At 65.2% G+C, this 14,034-nt stretch carries 17 protein-coding genes; 16 read left to right on the top strand and 1 reads right to left on the bottom strand.

Annotated elements, in window-relative coordinates; all coding sequences use genetic code 11:
- Positions 1-71: 71 nt before the first annotated feature.
- Positions 72-533, bottom strand: coding sequence for a phasin family protein (locus tag AAG689_RS18445; protein WP_406623217.1), 462 nt, complete (start codon positions 531-533; stop codon positions 72-74).
- Positions 534-689: 156 nt separating this feature from the next.
- Between AAG689_RS18445 and rfbB the strand changes: the two genes are divergently transcribed.
- The 16 genes from rfbB (at position 690) to gspM (ending at position 13,632) form a co-directional block, all read left to right on the top strand.
- On the top strand, positions 690-1,751 hold the full coding sequence (rfbB, locus tag AAG689_RS18440) for a dTDP-glucose 4,6-dehydratase (RefSeq protein WP_406623216.1): 1,062 nt from the start codon (positions 690-692) through the stop codon (positions 1,749-1,751).
- The gene (gene rfbD / locus AAG689_RS18435; protein ID WP_406623215.1) at positions 1,748-2,638 is read left to right on the top strand and encodes a dTDP-4-dehydrorhamnose reductase; all 891 of its coding nucleotides are present in this window, start codon (positions 1,748-1,750) and stop codon (positions 2,636-2,638) included. Before rfbB ends, rfbD begins: the two co-directional genes overlap by 4 nt.
- Complete coding sequence (gene rfbA / locus AAG689_RS18430) at positions 2,639-3,526, top strand: glucose-1-phosphate thymidylyltransferase RfbA (protein ID WP_406623214.1); 888 nt, start codon at positions 2,639-2,641, stop codon at positions 3,524-3,526.
- A 6-nt stretch (positions 3,527-3,532) separates the two neighbouring features.
- Positions 3,533-4,078 carry a dTDP-4-dehydrorhamnose 3,5-epimerase gene (gene rfbC / locus AAG689_RS18425; protein WP_406623213.1) on the top strand — a complete coding sequence of 182 codons (546 nt, stop codon included), beginning with the start codon at positions 3,533-3,535 and terminating at the stop codon, positions 4,076-4,078.
- On the top strand, positions 4,075-4,800 hold the full coding sequence (locus AAG689_RS18420; RefSeq protein WP_406623212.1) for a DUF1972 domain-containing protein: 726 nt from the start codon (positions 4,075-4,077) through the stop codon (positions 4,798-4,800). The genes rfbC and AAG689_RS18420 overlap by 4 nt, the downstream gene beginning before the upstream one ends.
- 112 nt (positions 4,801-4,912) lie before the next feature.
- Complete coding sequence (locus AAG689_RS18415; RefSeq protein ID WP_406626372.1) at positions 4,913-5,227, top strand: glycosyltransferase; 315 nt, start codon at positions 4,913-4,915, stop codon at positions 5,225-5,227.
- Between the two features lie 42 nt (positions 5,228-5,269).
- Positions 5,270-6,199: a glycosyltransferase family 2 protein gene (locus tag AAG689_RS18410; RefSeq protein ID WP_406623211.1), complete on the top strand. Its 930-nt coding sequence runs from the start codon at positions 5,270-5,272 to the stop codon at positions 6,197-6,199.
- 43 nt (positions 6,200-6,242) lie between these two features.
- Entirely contained in the window at positions 6,243-7,961 is a 1,719-nt protein-coding gene (locus tag AAG689_RS18405) for a GspE/PulE family protein (protein WP_406623210.1), read from the top strand.
- The gene (locus AAG689_RS18400; protein WP_406623209.1) at positions 7,954-9,156 is read left to right on the top strand and encodes a type II secretion system F family protein; all 1,203 of its coding nucleotides are present in this window, start codon (positions 7,954-7,956) and stop codon (positions 9,154-9,156) included. Before AAG689_RS18405 ends, AAG689_RS18400 begins: the two co-directional genes overlap by 8 nt.
- Positions 9,157-9,180: 24 nt before the next feature.
- A complete protein-coding gene (gene gspG, locus AAG689_RS18395) occupies positions 9,181-9,630 on the top strand; it encodes a type II secretion system major pseudopilin GspG (RefSeq protein ID WP_406623208.1) in 450 nt (149 codons plus the stop codon).
- A 39-nt stretch (positions 9,631-9,669) separates the two neighbouring features.
- Positions 9,670-10,104, top strand: a complete 435-nt coding sequence (locus AAG689_RS18390; RefSeq protein ID WP_406623207.1) for a prepilin-type N-terminal cleavage/methylation domain-containing protein — start codon at positions 9,670-9,672, stop codon at positions 10,102-10,104.
- 37 nt (positions 10,105-10,141) lie between these two features.
- On the top strand, positions 10,142-10,564 hold the full coding sequence (locus AAG689_RS18385; protein WP_406623206.1) for a prepilin-type N-terminal cleavage/methylation domain-containing protein: 423 nt from the start codon (positions 10,142-10,144) through the stop codon (positions 10,562-10,564).
- The gene (locus tag AAG689_RS18380; RefSeq protein WP_406623205.1) at positions 10,561-11,172 is read left to right on the top strand and encodes a prepilin-type N-terminal cleavage/methylation domain-containing protein; all 612 of its coding nucleotides are present in this window, start codon (positions 10,561-10,563) and stop codon (positions 11,170-11,172) included. The genes AAG689_RS18385 and AAG689_RS18380 overlap by 4 nt, the downstream gene beginning before the upstream one ends.
- A 35-nt stretch (positions 11,173-11,207) precedes the next feature.
- Complete coding sequence (locus AAG689_RS18375; protein WP_406623204.1) at positions 11,208-11,906, top strand: general secretion pathway protein GspK; 699 nt, start codon at positions 11,208-11,210, stop codon at positions 11,904-11,906.
- Positions 11,907-12,076: 170 nt separating this feature from the next.
- On the top strand, positions 12,077-13,078 hold the full coding sequence (locus AAG689_RS18370; protein ID WP_406623203.1) for a PilN domain-containing protein: 1,002 nt from the start codon (positions 12,077-12,079) through the stop codon (positions 13,076-13,078).
- A complete protein-coding gene (gspM, locus tag AAG689_RS18365) occupies positions 13,075-13,632 on the top strand; it encodes a type II secretion system protein GspM (protein WP_406623202.1) in 558 nt (185 codons plus the stop codon). The genes AAG689_RS18370 and gspM overlap by 4 nt, the downstream gene beginning before the upstream one ends.
- Positions 13,633-14,034 lie beyond the last annotated feature (402 nt).

The raw sequence follows: 14,034 nt of genomic DNA, 5'->3' as shown, positions 1-14,034 counted from the left end.
GGGCTGTCTCCTCCCATCGTCGTGATGGGGCTGACTCTACCCGCGCCGTGCGGGCTTGCGTACCCGGGTTTTCAGTCGTTGCCGCCCGCGGTGTTGCTGCGGCGCCGGGGCGCCGCGCGCGGGGCGGCCGCACGCTCGCGCGCCAGAGCCTGCTCCAGCGCGTCGACACGTTCGCGCAGCGCCTGCAGCTCGCCGGCCGTGGGCACGCCCAGGCGCTGCAGCGCCTTGGAGACACGCTCCTCGAAGATGCCCTCCAGCCGGTCCCACTGACCGGCCGCTCGCGCCCCCAGGCCCGAGGCCAGGCTGCCCACGCGTTGCGCCGCTTCGCTCCACTGGGCCTCGGTGGCGTTCTGGGTGTTGCGCTGCAAGGCCACGCCTTCCTGCACCAGCGCCTTGAAGACCTTGCCTCCTTCCTCCTGCGCCTTGGCGAAGGCGCCCAGCCCGGCCAGCCAAATCTGCTGGGCCGAATCGCGCGCCATGCGCGGCAGCTCGCCAGCGGGGGGCGGGGCGTCGTCGTGGCGGGAGCGGGGCATGGGCAATCCTTGTGCGTGGTGGAGCGCGCATTGTCCGGGCAAGGCGGGCGGTCCCGTGTAGGTTGCAGCCACTAATCGGACGCTGTTACAAGGCACGGCGGGCCGATGGGATAATCCGCGTTTTGCCCCGGCGGCAGACGTTTTTCTAGCAAACCCATGATTCTGGTAACAGGCGGCGCAGGCTTCATCGGCGCCAACTTCGTGCTCGACTGGCTGGCGCACCATGCCGAGCCCGTGGTCAACCTCGACAAGCTGACCTATGCGGGCAATGTGCACAACCTGGACAGCCTGCGGGGCGATGCACGCCACGTGTTCGTGCAAGGCGACATCGGCGATACGGCCCTGGTCGAGCGCCTGCTGGCCGAGCACCACCCGCGTGCCATCGTCAACTTCGCCGCCGAATCGCACGTGGACCGGTCCATCCACGGCCCGGGTGAATTCATCCAGACCAACGTGGTCGGCACCTTCAGGCTCCTGGAAGCCGCAAGGCACTACTGGCAAGCGCTGGGTGCTACGGAAAAGGAAGCGTTCCGGTTCCTGCACGTTTCCACCGACGAGGTGTACGGCACCCTGGCGCCCGCCGCGCCCGCCTTCACCGAGTCGCACGGCTACGAGCCCAACAGCCCCTACAGCGCCAGCAAGGCCGCCAGCGACCACCTGGTGCGCGCCTGGCACCACACCTACGGCCTGCCGGTGCTCACCACCAACTGCAGCAACAACTACGGCCCGCTGCACTTCCCCGAGAAGCTCATCCCGCTGATGATCGTCAACGCCCTGGCCGGCAAGGGCCTGCCGGTGTACGGCGACGGCATGCAAGTGCGCGACTGGCTCTACGTCAAGGACCACTGCAGCGCCATCCGCCGCGTGCTCCAGGCCGGGCGCGTGGGCGAAACCTACAACGTCGGCGGCTGGAACGAGAAGCCCAACATCGAGATCGTGCAGACCATCTGCGCGCTGCTCGACGAGCTGCGTCCGCGCGCCGACGGCCAGCGCTACGCCCAGCAGATCACCTACGTGACCGACCGCCCCGGCCACGACCGCCGCTACGCCATCGACGCGCGCAAGATCGAGCGCGAGCTCGGCTGGAAGCCTGCCGAAACCTTCGAGACCGGCATTCGCAAGACCGTTCAGTGGTACCTGGACAACCCCGCATGGGTCGAACAGGTGCAGACGGGCGCCTACCGCGAGTGGGTGTCCCAGCAATACGAGGCAGCATGAACATCCTGCTCTTCGGCAAAGGCGGCCAGGTCGGCTGGGAACTGCAGCGCAGCCTGTCCGTGCTGGGCCAGGTCACGGCGCTGGATTTCGACAGCCAGGAACACTGCGGCGATTTCAGCAATCCTGCGGGCATCGCCGACACCGTGCGCGCCCTGCGCCCCGACGTGATCGTCAACGCCGCTGCCCACACCGCCGTGGACAAGGCCGAAAGCGAGCCCGATCGCGCCCGCCTGCTCAACGCCACCACCCCCGGCGTGGTGGCCCAGGAAGCCGCACGCCTGGGCGCGTGGCTGGTCCACTACAGCACCGACTATGTCTTCGACGGCAGCGGCACCCGCCCCTGGGTGGAAACCGACGCGCCCGCACCCCTGTCCGTCTATGGGCGCACCAAGCTCGAAGGCGAGCAATTGATCCAGCAATCCGGCTGCAGGCACCTCATCCTGCGCACGAGCTGGGTGTATGCCGCGCGCGGCGGCAACTTCGCCAAGACCATGTTGCGGCTGGCGCAGGAGCGCGAGCGCCTCACTGTCATCGACGACCAGTGGGGAGCGCCCACAGGCGCCGACGTGCTGGCCGACGTGACGGCCCATGCCATCCGGCACTTGGCGCGCAAGCCCGAGGACGGTGGCTTGTACCACTGTGTAGCAGGCGGGGAAACCACTTGGAATTCCTATGCAAAATACGTTGTAAGCCACGCCAGGAAAGCGCAGCCAGCTATCGAAATAAAAGCAACCGAGATCGCGCCGGTGCCTACTAGCGCCTTCCCTACGCCAGCCGTGCGGCCCCACAACTCGCGGCTGGACACCAGTAAGCTGCGGGCCACCTTCGGGCTTACGCTGCCCCCGTGGCAGCAAGGCGTGGCGCGCATGCTCACCGAGATTCTCTGAATGACCATTCCACGCAAAGGCATCATCCTCGCCGGCGGCTCCGGCACGCGCCTGCACCCGGCAACGCTGGCCATCAGCAAGCAGCTGCTGCCGGTCTACGACAAGCCCATGGTCTATTACCCGCTCAGCACCCTGATGCTCGCGGGCATCCGCGACATCCTCCTCATCAGCACGCCGCAGGACACGCCGCGCTTCGAGCAGCTGCTGGGCGACGGCAGCCAGTGGGGGCTGAACCTGCAATACGCCGTGCAGCCCAGCCCGGACGGCCTGGCTCAGGCATTCCTGATTGGCGAGTCGTTCTTGGCAGGCAGTCCCAGTGCTCTGGTACTGGGTGACAACATCTTCTACGGTCACGACTTCCATGAACTCCTTGCGCACGCACAGGCGCGCACGCAAGGAGCGAGTGTTTTCGCCTATCACGTGCACGACCCCGAGCGCTATGGCGTGGCTGAATTCGATGCATCCGGCAAGGTGCTGTCGCTGGAAGAAAAGCCCGCGAAACCCAAGAGCAACTATGCCGTTACGGGACTCTATTTCTACGATGGCCAAGTGGTGGAACTGGCCCGGCAACTCCAGCCATCGCCACGTGGCGAGCTCGAAATCACGGACCTGAACCGGCTTTATCTGGAACAGGGCCTGCTCAGCGTCGAGATCATGGGGCGGGGCTATGCTTGGCTGGATACGGGGACCCACGACAGCCTGATGGAGGCGAGCCAGTTCATTGCGACGCTGGAGCATCGCCAAGGGCTGAAGATCGCCTGCCCTGAGGAAATTGCATGGCGCCATGGCTGGATCGACAGTGCCCATCTTGCACAACTGGCCCAGCCATTGACCAAGAACGGCTATGGCCAGTATCTGCAGCGCCTGCTGAATGAGAAAGTGTACTAAGTCGATATGCGTGCTATCCGACTTGCCATTCCCGATGTGGTGCTTATCGAGCCGAAGGTCTTTGGTGACAGCCGAGGCTTCTTCTACGAGAGTTTCAACCAGCAGACGTTCAACGAAGCCACTGGCACAAACCATCGGTTCGTGCAGGACAACCACAGCCGCAGCAGCAAGGGTGTGTTGCGTGGTCTGCATTACCAGACGCCTCCCAAGGCGCAAGGCAAGCTTGTGCGTGTGGTACGGGGAGCCGTGTTCGATGTGGCGGTGGATATTCGCAAGGAATCGCCGACCTTCGGGCAATGGGTGGGGGTGGAGCTGACCGAGGACAATCACCGCCAGCTCTGGGTGCCGCCGGGCTTGGCGCACGGCTTCCTGGTGCTCTCGGAGTCGGCCGACTTCCTCTACAAGACCACCGACTACTACAGCCCCGCGCACGAGCGCAGCATCCGCTGGGACGACCCGCAGCTCGCCATCGTCTGGCCCGACCCTGGGGTGGCCCCTCAACTGTCCGCCAAGGACCAAGCGGGGCGTGCGTTCGCCGAGGCGGATCTTTGACCCAGGCGTGTTCCACCGGGGTGCAGCCGCCTGCGCTGCGGATCGCCATCCTGGGCACGCGGGGCATTCCGGCGGGCTATGGAGGGTTCGAGACCTTCGCCGAGCAACTGGCCACCCGGCTGGTGGCGCGGGGCCATCGCGTCACGGTGTATGCCGAGGCCGATGGGGCGCCCAGTGCCGACAGCGACCATCTGGGCGTGCGGGTGCGCTACCGGCGCCGTCCCCGCTGGGGGGCTGCGTCGGTGCTGGCCTACGACTGCGCCTGCCTGTGGGATGCGCGCAAGGGGTACGACCTCGTTTACATGCTCGGCTACGGCGCCGCCTGGGCCTGTTGGTGGCCCCGGCTGTCCGGCGTGCCGGTGTGGATCAACGTCGATGGGCTGGAATGGGCGCGCAGCAAATGGAGCGCCGTGGCGCGCATCTACCTGCGCGCCATGGAATGGGTGGCCAGCCGCGCCGCCACGCGGACCATTGCCGACGCGCAAGCCATCGCGGACCGGTTCCGGTCCCTCTATCCCCGGGGGCGCCCTGCAGCTTCATCGCCTATGGCGCCGATCTCGTGCAGGAGGCCGATCCGGCCATGCTGTCCCGCTGGGGCCTGCAGCCCTACCGCTACCTGCTCGTGGTGGCGCGGCCCGAGCCGGAGAATCACATCGAGGAGATCATCCAGGGCTGTCTGCTGCATGGCGGGCCGTGGCCGCTGGTGGTGGTGGGCGGAGTGACCGGCGCCACGGCCTATCAGCGGCGCCTGCTGTCGATGGCGGGTGACAAGGTGCGCTTCGTCGGCGGGATCTACGACGCGGACCAGCTCCAGAGCCTGCGCATGCATGCGGCCTGCTACCTGCACGGCCACTCCGTGGGGGGACGAACCCGTCCCTGCTCGAAGCGCTCGCGTGCGGCAACTGGGTTTTCGCACACGACAACCCCTACAACCGCGAAGTGGCCCGCGATGCCGCCGCCTATTTCGACACCCCGGAGCAGCTTGCCCGAAGCCTGGACCAATGGGCCGCATCCACTGACGGGCAGCGGCCCGAACGCAGCCGCCGCGCACGGCAGCGCATCGCGGAAAACTACACCTGGGAAGGGATCACGGACGCCTACGAGGCGCTGATCCGCTCCGAATGCGGCGCCCGCGCGGCGCATGCCTGACGTCTGGCCGTGCAGGAAAATCGCCCCATGACGTCAACTTGCGTGGATCTGCTGCTGGCCACCTACAACGGCGCCAGGCACCTTGGCGCGCAGCTGGACTCCCTCCTGGCCCAGACGCACCAGGACTTTCGCCTGCTGGTCAGCGACGACGGCTCCACGGACGGGACGCTGGCCCTGCTCGAAAGCTACAGGGCGCGGTTTGGCGGGCGGCTGGTGCTGGTGCCCAACGCCGCGCCGGGGCGCGGCACCGTGCGGAACTTCGAGAACCTGATGCAGTCCAGCCTGCGAGACGCCCAGGCCGGCTGGGCGGCGTTCTGCGACCAGGATGACGTCTGGCTGCCCCGCAAGATCGAAGCCACTCTGTCGGAAATGCAGCGCTTGGAAGCACGGACGGGCGAGGGCGCGTGCGTCGTGCATTCGGACTTGGTGGTCGTGGACGAAGCGCTGAACGTTATCCACCCTTCTTTCGTGCGGCACCAGCGGTTCGACCCGGGCAACTGCACCGCCGACATGCTGCTGAGCATCAACCAGGTGACCGGATGCGCGATGATGGTGAACCGCGCGCTGCTGCAGGCGGCCTTGCCGCTGCCAGCCGCTGCGGTCATGCACGACTGGTGGTGCGCGCTGCTCGCGGGCAGTGGCCACCGGTCGTTCCTGGATGAGCCGCTGGTGCTGTACCGGCAGCACGGCGCGAACCAGCTGGGCGCCAAGGGGCGGACGCTGCGCAACCGGCTGGCCCGGCTGGCTGCGGATGCAACCGGGGTGCTGCGCCGGGTGCGCGCACTGGGGCAGGCAACCCGTGCACAGGCCCTGGCACTGCGTGAGCGGTTGGACAGCCTGGGGCGGGATGGCGGATATGTGGAGGACTACCTGTCCTGGCGCGGCCGGCCCTTGTGGCGGCGGCTTGGCGGGCATCGGCGGTATTACGCCGGGCCAGCGCTGGACCGGTGCAGCCGTCTGCTGTTCTGGTAGGCATGGGGTAGGACGTTGGCGAAGCTGGATAAAGGCGTGCGTGATGAATCAATTGGTTGAAACGGAAACCGTGCAGGAGGATGCCGCGGCCGCGCCCAGGCTCGGCGAGATGCTTCTGGCGGAGCAAAAGCTCTCCCGCAATGATCTTGAGCGGGCCCTGGAAGTCCAGCGCTCGATGGGCGGGCGCATGGGGCGCCTGCTGATCAGCCTGGGGCTGGTGTCGGAGGTGGACGTCTATGCCGCGCTGGCCCGGCAGGCCGGGCTGCCGCTGGTGCGCCTGGGGGCCTTTCCGCAGGACAGGCCCAACACCGCGCTGCTCAACACGAGCTTTCTCCTGTCCAGCAACCTGCTGCCGCTGGGCGATGTCGAGAGCGAGGAGTCCATTCCGGACTTCGTATCGGCGGACCCGCGCAGCCCGGCCCTCCACAGCGCGCTTCACCTCGTGTTCGGGCGCGTGCCCAATCTGTATTTCGGGCTGGAGTCGGAGATCGCCACCCGGCTGGGCGAGTGGTTCCTGGAGGATGACGCGCAGGCCGATGAAGCGGAGGGCGGTCAGGCCGAGGCATCGGAATTCATCGAGCACCTGCGCGATATGGCGTCGGAGGCGCCCATCATCCAGCGCGTGAACCACATCCTCTCGCAGGCCGTGGCGGCGCAGGCATCCGACATCCACATCGAGACCTACGAGGACAAGTCCGTCGTGCGCATCCGCGTCGATGGGGAAATCTTTCCCATCGAGGAAATCGACAACAAGGATGCGCCGGCCGTCGTCTCCCGCATCAAGATCCTCTCCCAGCTGGACATCGCCGAGCGGCGCATGCCCCAGGACGGTCGCACCAAGATCCGCGTGCATGGCAAGGAGATGGATTCGCGCGTCTCCACCGTGCCCACCATGTTCGGTGAATCGGTGGTGATGCGCCTGCTGGAGAAGAACTTCGACCTGCTCTCGCTCGAAAGCCTGCAGTTCACGCCGCCCACGCTGCAGGCCATGCGCAGACTGCTCAGCGTGCCGCACGGTATCCTGCTTGTGACGGGGCCCACCGGCTCCGGCAAGTCCACCACGCTGTATGCCTCCATGCAGGAGATGGAGGGGCAGAACCTCAAGATCCTGACCGTCGAGGACCCGGTGGAATACCGGCTGGAGTGGCTCAACCAGGTGCAGGTCCAGCCCCAGATCGGGCTGACTTTCGCCAAGGTGCTGCGCTCTTTCCTGCGGCAAGACCCGGACGTCATCATGATCGGCGAAATGCGCGACGGCGAGACGGCCGAGATCGCCGTCCAGGCCGCGCTGACGGGCCACCTGGTGATGTCCACCCTGCACACCAACAGCGCGATGGGCGCCATCGTCCGGCTGATCAACATGGGGGTGGAGCCCTATCTCATCACCGCGTCGGTGGTCGGCGTGCTGGCGCAGCGGCTGGTGCGCCAGCTGTGCAAGGAGTGCAAGACGCCCCTCTCGCAGGACCAGGCCCGGGCGGCCGCGGCATCCCTGGGGATGGCGCTGGAGGAGGGGAGGATGCTCTACGGGCCGGTCGGGTGTCCGCACTGCCGCAACACGGGCTACCGAGGGCGCCTGGCCGTCCATGAACTGCTCCTGCTCACGGAAGAGGTCAAGCGGCGGGTGCTTGAAGAGGGAACGGCCGTGACTGGTGTCGACAGCGCCTACGTGGGCGGGAACTTGCTGCAAGACGGCGCCACCAAGGTCTTTCAAGGCTTGACGACGGCAGAGGAAGTGCTGCGCGTTGCCCGTCAAAATGACTGAATTCCACTACGCCGGAACCACCGCCGATGGCAGGCCTTGCCAGGGCACCGTGCGCGCGCCTAACGCCGAGACTGCCCGGCTGCGGCTGATCGGCCAGGGCATCACCCCGGTGCGCTTCGCCGAGGGCGCAGCGGAGCAGAAGGCCGCCTCCAGCCAGGGCGTGAAGCTCAAGCGGGCGGACGTGCTGCTGTTCAGCCGCGAGATGTCCCATCTGAAGCAGGCGAACATGCCGCTCGACAAGGCGCTGGGCATGCTCAAGGAGACAGCCAATACGGACCGGCTCAAGGCCTTCATCTCGAAGGTGGAGGAGGGGGTACGCGCGGGTAAGTCGCTCTACCAGTCGCTGCTGCCGTTCGAAAAGGAGCTGGGGCGCCAGTACCTGATCCTGATTCGTGCGGGCGAGGCGTCCGGCTCGCTGCACGTCATCCTTAAGGAACTCACGACGCAGCTGGAGGCGGAGGATAAGCTCAGGAACTACATCATCTCGTCCATGATGTACCCCATGATCCTCCTGGTGGTCGCGGTGTTGTCCGTCGTGCTGCTGCTGGCTTTCGTCGTTCCGCAATTCCGGGACATCTTCGATTCCATGGGTGACGCACTGCCTTACTCGACCAAGCTGGTCATCAACATCAGCGACTTCCTGCGGCTCCACTGGATGGCGCTGCTGGCCGCGCTGGCTGCCGTGCTCTGGCTTGTCTCCCGTTGGGCGGCAACGCCGTCGGGGCGCATGAGGCTTGATGGCGCGCTGCTGGGGCTGCCCCTCATGGGCAAGGTGCTTCAGAACTTGCAATTCGCCATCTACTTTCGCACCTTCGGAGTGTTGTTGCAGCGCGGCGTGCCCATGATTGATGCGCTACGCATCTCCATCGATACGCTGACGAACACCGTGCTGCGCAGCGACATGGAGCCGCTGGTCGGCGTGGTCAAGGCGGGCCGCAGGCTTTCCTCGGGCTTCGTGTCCCGGTATTTCGCCAAGACCAGCACGCCCCAGTTGATCCGCGTAGCGGAAGAAACCGGGCAACTCGATGCAACCTTGCTGGGCTTGGCGGATCGTTATGAAGACGAAGGCCGGCGCACCATGGGCCGCGTGCTGGCCACGCTGGAACCCCTGATCATCATTTTCCTGGGGATGATGGTCGCCTTTATCATCGTCGCGATATTGGGCGGCGTTTTGTCGATCAATGACACCATTTGAAAAATGTTTCCAAGGATTTCGCATATGAAGAAGCACGTCGCTTATGCCGGTATTTCCCATGCGCTGAAAAAACGCGGCTCCAAAGGCTTCACGCTAATCGAGCTGCTGGTGGTGCTGGTGATCCTGACCTTGCTGGCCGGCCTCGTCGGCCCCAAGGTGCTGGACCAGTTGGGCGGCGCGAAATCGAAGACGGCCCGGGTTCAGATCGCGGAAATCGAACAAGGCGTGGATCTGTTCAAGCTTGACGTCGGCCGTTATCCGAACGATGCCGAAGGGCTGCGCGCACTGGTGGATCGTCCCGCGACCGCGTCGGGCTGGAATGGCCCCTATCTCAAGAAGGGGTTGCCTGCCGACCCCTGGGGCGGCGCCTATCAATACAAACTGCAAGGCCGCCATGGTGGTCCCGACATCTTCTCTCTGGGGGGCGATGGCCGGCCGGGTGGCGATGGCGAGGATGCGGACGTATTCAACTGACGCGGGGCTTCTGGTTCGGCCTGCTTTGCCTTCACTCCTATGAATTGTCGTTTGGCGCCCAGGGCGAGGCAAGCCGGTTTCACGCTTCTGGAACTGCTGGTCGTGCTCTCGCTGGCAGCCCTGGCGGCGACGATGGTGGGAGGGGGCGCCCAGTCTTTCATGGAACGCTCCCGTTACCACCAGGCTGTCCGAGACGTGGCGACCCAGTTCGGTCGTGCTCGGGCGCTGTGCGTGCAAGAGGGACGCACGGTGGTCGTTGCATACGACCCGCAGGCGCGCCAGTTGATCACGGACGGCAAAGCCAGGCTGGATATCCCGCCGTCGGTACAAATTAGCTGGGAGCCTATGCAATCCCAGCGCAATGCGGAGGCAGGGGTGGCCAGCCCGTCTTCGTCTTCAACGCCGACGGTGGGGCCGGGGGCGGGCGGTTCGCCGTGTCCCGTGAAGGGGGGCAGGGGGTCGTATTCCAGGTGAACTGGCTGCTGGGAACGGTGGAGCAGTCGGCTGCATCATGAGCATGGAGATGCGTTCACGGCGGGCCAGGTCACTGGCTCGCGCAAGCGGCTTCAGCTTGCTCGAAGCACTGGTTGCGATGGCCATTGCATCCATCGCGTTTGCCGCGCTGTATAGAACCGTGGGCCAGGGCTCCAAGAGCGTGGTGGACGTGCAGTCGCGCGTGGAGGCCGCACTGGTTGTGCGATCCGTTCTGTCCTCGGCCACGTTCGCCGAAGACCTGATTCAGCAGCCTGCAGGGCAATTGGGCGGGTGGCAATGGAGCGCCAACGTGGAGCCCGAGCAAGTGGTCATGAGCGAAGACTTCGGTCGGCCCCAAGGGCCGCCCTTGCGAGTCGGCAGGGTGACGGTCAGAGTTGCCCAGGAGGGCGGTACTGCCCTGGCTTGGACCGCATGGAAACCCTACCGGGTGCTGCAATGAACCGCATGTCCAAGGCACGGCAAAGCGGCTTCACTTTGCTCGAACTGCTCATTGCCCTCATGGTCACGACTGCGGTGGTGGGCCTCGTGTTTGCGGGTTTTGGTGTCATCGGGCGTACCGAAGACCGCAACCAGCAGGTCATCGACCGCGCCGAGCGCATGATGGTGGTGGGCCAATGGCTGGGCCGCAAGTTCGATACGTTGCGCTTGCTGGTCAGGCAAGACAACGGAGCCCTGGTGAACTTCTTCATCGGCAATGCGGCCGGCGCCATGTGGGTTGCCCCCTTGCCCGAGCGGAGCAGCGATGGCGGTCTCTATGTATTCCGTTCGACGCCCCTGCGCCATCCGGACGGAAGAGTGGATCTGGCGCTCGAGGTGCTGCCCTACGATGGCATGGCGATGGCTTTGGACTGGGGCCAGTCCCAGCGCGCTACGCTGCTGGCCGACGTCCGGACACTGCAATGGTTCTACCAGGATGGCAAGACCGGCCAGTGGGTTCAGCAATGGGATGCATCCAAGCCGAGTTTTCCCGCCCGTGTCCGGGTCGAGCTGGCGGATGCGCAAGGCGCGTGGCCTCCCCTGGTCTTTGCATTGTCGAGGGCGCGATGAGCCGTGGCGGAAGAAACGGCCGAGGCACTGCGCTGGTGCTGGTGCTCTGGTTGATGGCTGCGCTCTCCCTGCTGGTGCTCGTTAGTGCGAACAGCATACGGCAGCAGACGCAGAGAGTATCCATTGACCTGGAGCGTCTGCGGATGGAGTTGGCGCTAGATACCGCGCTGCAGTTGGGCGTGCAAAATCTCATGGCCGACCGTGCCGCTGGAAGTTTCTACCGCCGCCAGCATCTGCAGCTTGGAAACAACAATGTCCGGATTGAGACCATCCCGTCTTCGGGGCTGATCGACGTAAATGTCGCGAGTGATGAACTGCTGCAGGCCTTGTTTGAACGGGCGGGAGGGCTTCCCCCTGGCGAAGCCTTGATCATGATTACGCGCATCAGAGACTACATTGATCCGGACAGCGAGCCAGGCGAGATAGGCGGCGCCGAAGCTCCCCAATACCGTGCGGCTGGCCGGCCGACTGGCCCTCCCAATAGAGGGCTGGACGACCTGTCGGAATTGCGGATGGTGCTGGGAATGACCCCTGAGCTGTATGAGATAATCATGCCTTTCTTGGGAGTCAATGGGCAGTCACGCATCCGCATCGATGCGGCGCCTCCGGCGCTGATCGATATGCTCTCGGGCCGAAAGGGGTTCGGAGAGCAAATCCTTTCATCCCCCCTGAATCACGCGCAAGCGAGTTCCTGTCCGGGCCTGCGGCAGAACTTTTTCCCCTGGCGGCGTTAGCGCGAGGACGGTCAGGATGCGAGTCTCCATTCAGGCGGAAGGCGGACGTTGGTGGCAGCGCGAGGCATGGATCGACTTGAGCGAGAGGCCGGATACGCTGACGCCCTGGACAACCCTCTCGCTTGAACCCACGCGCCGCATGAACAGCCCCGAGAACAGGAACTCAACCCATGGCAGATAAAGGCGAGCTGCAGCATCGCATCTCCACCGCCCTGGATCGGATCGGCTGGGGATTTGGCGACTGCAGGCAACTGCTCATCCAGCGCGGATGGTGGCCTACAACGGTACAACCTCTCGTATCGGCGGACGCGAGCCGCTGGGCGCTGGCAGGCGATTGGCTGCGCCCCAGGAGCGACAGCCGCCAGGCGGCTGGTCTGCTCATCCCGGAATCCGAATGCCTGTGGGGCACTCTTCAATTCGCGGATATGCCGCATCGGGCGCTGGGCTTGGCCGTGCAGGAGGCGATGTGGCGCGTCTCGCCCCTTCCCCCCGATCAGATCGTGGTCGCCTGGCGTGCTGTCCCCGAGGCCAAAGGCGGCTGGTTCGTCGAATGGGGCGTCTGCCGGCGTAGTGTGCAGGACGCGGCGCTGGAGAGGCAAACCCTGAGTGCTGCAGCCCCTGTGTTCCTGGCGCGCCAAGGGCGGGCGCTGCCGGTGCGCAGCACCGCCTGGACGGCTCTGCAGAAGCGGCGGCGGTGGATGGATGGCCTTGGGCTCGCGGGAGTGCTAATCGTCGTGGCCGCGATCGCCATACCCGCGCTCATGCCGCTGATCCTGAAGCGCCAGGCTGTCGTGCTGGCCGTCCGGCATGTCGGTGCGGTTGAGCCCCAGGCCGCCCCCTTGCGCGCGCAGCTCGACGAACTGCGTGCCCAGACAGTCATGGCGCAGGATTTGCGCGCTGGTGCGAGCACGGCTCTTCCGCTCGCCAGCGTGGTTGAGCAGCTCTCGGAAGTGCTCCCGGATGACACTTGGCTTGACCGTATCGAAATCAACGGTGGCGACATCCGGATCACCGGGTACACCGCCAATGCCGTTGACCTTATCGCGCGTCTGGGGCGCCAAGCCATGTTTGCCGATGTGCGGGCCACCTCGGCCAACGTGCGCGACAACGCGCTGAACAAGGAACGCTTCGCTTTCGAGATGCGCTGGCGCGGCGAGGAGGCAAAGCCATGAACATCTGGACGCGCCGGGCCATCGTCACCGTGCTGTTGTGCGGGTTGGCTGTGCTCGCATGTGCTGCCCTCGTCTACCACGCGCTCTGGGGACGCTACGACAAAGCACAGCAATTGCTCGAATCCCGCAGTGAGCGGCTCGACGGCATCGTCAGCGCAGGGCCCGACATCCAGGCCTTGCTGGAAACCGTGCGCCAAAGCGTGAGTCCCCTTGTGCATCCTGGTGGTGAAAGTGCGCAAAACGAAATGCAGCAGCAGTTGCGCGAACTCATCTCGTCTTCCGGTAGCACTCTTGTTTCCTCCCAGGTGGCCGTTGAGTCCGCAGCGGACGGCAAGCTTGCGCGGGTTCGCCTGACGGCCACTATCACTGGCGAGTGGGTCAAGCTGCTGCACTTCATGGGAACCCTACAAACCCATACTCCAGTCCTGTGGATACGAGCAGTCAGCATCATGCGCGATGGTGCCAACACCGGTGCATCGGGCCAGAACGGCCGTATCACGCTCCAGCTCGAAGCACCGATCGCTTCCGCGGCTTTGGAAAACAAACAGCCATGAAGGGGAAACGATTGATGACAGGCCCCAAGCCTTGGCTCCTGGGCCCCTTCCTTGCTGCAGTGGCCTTGGTTGTGAGCACCTATTGGTGGCAGACCCAGAAGGCGACCTGGACGCCGCCGCGTGAGCGCAGGCCCGATCTACCCGCATTCGAGCCTATTCCTGGCCCGCGAGGTGCGGTTGTCCAGCAGGCCCGCGAGCGGCCGGTGCTTTGGGTGTCGCGTCGCCCTCCCCAGGTGGCCGAGAAGAAGAAAGACGAAGCGGCTGATGTCCTGAGCCAGTCGCGCTTGATGGCGGTGTTGGAGTCAGGCTCGGCTCGCGTAGCCATGCTGCAGCAGCCCGACGGAAAAAACTCAAGCTCACCACGGAAACCAAACCGTGGAGCATCGAATCATTCGATGGCCG

It is taken from the genome of Acidovorax sp. SDU_ACID1 (assembly GCF_045291395.1).
Classification (GTDB): domain Bacteria; phylum Pseudomonadota; class Gammaproteobacteria; order Burkholderiales; family Burkholderiaceae_C; genus MR-S7.
Note: the sequence above shows the minus strand (reverse complement) of the source record. Positions and strands in the feature narration are given on the sequence as shown.

Coding starts and splice junctions, on each gene's coding strand:
- AAG689_RS18385 (WP_406623206.1), top strand. CDS start 10,142: ATGAGCATGGAGATGCGTTCACGGCGGGCCAGGTCACTGGCTCGCGCA.
- AAG689_RS18445 (WP_406623217.1), bottom strand. CDS start 533: ATGCCCCGCTCCCGCCACGACGACGCCCCGCCCCCCGCTGGCGAGCTG.
- rfbD (WP_406623215.1), top strand. CDS start 1,748: ATGAACATCCTGCTCTTCGGCAAAGGCGGCCAGGTCGGCTGGGAACTG.
- rfbC (WP_406623213.1), top strand. CDS start 3,533: ATGCGTGCTATCCGACTTGCCATTCCCGATGTGGTGCTTATCGAGCCG.
- rfbB (WP_406623216.1), top strand. CDS start 690: ATGATTCTGGTAACAGGCGGCGCAGGCTTCATCGGCGCCAACTTCGTG.
- AAG689_RS18400 (WP_406623209.1), top strand. CDS start 7,954: ATGACTGAATTCCACTACGCCGGAACCACCGCCGATGGCAGGCCTTGC.
- gspG (WP_406623208.1), top strand. CDS start 9,181: ATGAAGAAGCACGTCGCTTATGCCGGTATTTCCCATGCGCTGAAAAAA.
- gspM (WP_406623202.1), top strand. CDS start 13,075: ATGAACATCTGGACGCGCCGGGCCATCGTCACCGTGCTGTTGTGCGGG.
- AAG689_RS18390 (WP_406623207.1), top strand. CDS start 9,670: ATGAATTGTCGTTTGGCGCCCAGGGCGAGGCAAGCCGGTTTCACGCTT.
- AAG689_RS18380 (WP_406623205.1), top strand. CDS start 10,561: ATGAACCGCATGTCCAAGGCACGGCAAAGCGGCTTCACTTTGCTCGAA.
- AAG689_RS18405 (WP_406623210.1), top strand. CDS start 6,243: ATGAATCAATTGGTTGAAACGGAAACCGTGCAGGAGGATGCCGCGGCC.
- rfbA (WP_406623214.1), top strand. CDS start 2,639: ATGACCATTCCACGCAAAGGCATCATCCTCGCCGGCGGCTCCGGCACG.
- AAG689_RS18370 (WP_406623203.1), top strand. CDS start 12,077: ATGGCAGATAAAGGCGAGCTGCAGCATCGCATCTCCACCGCCCTGGAT.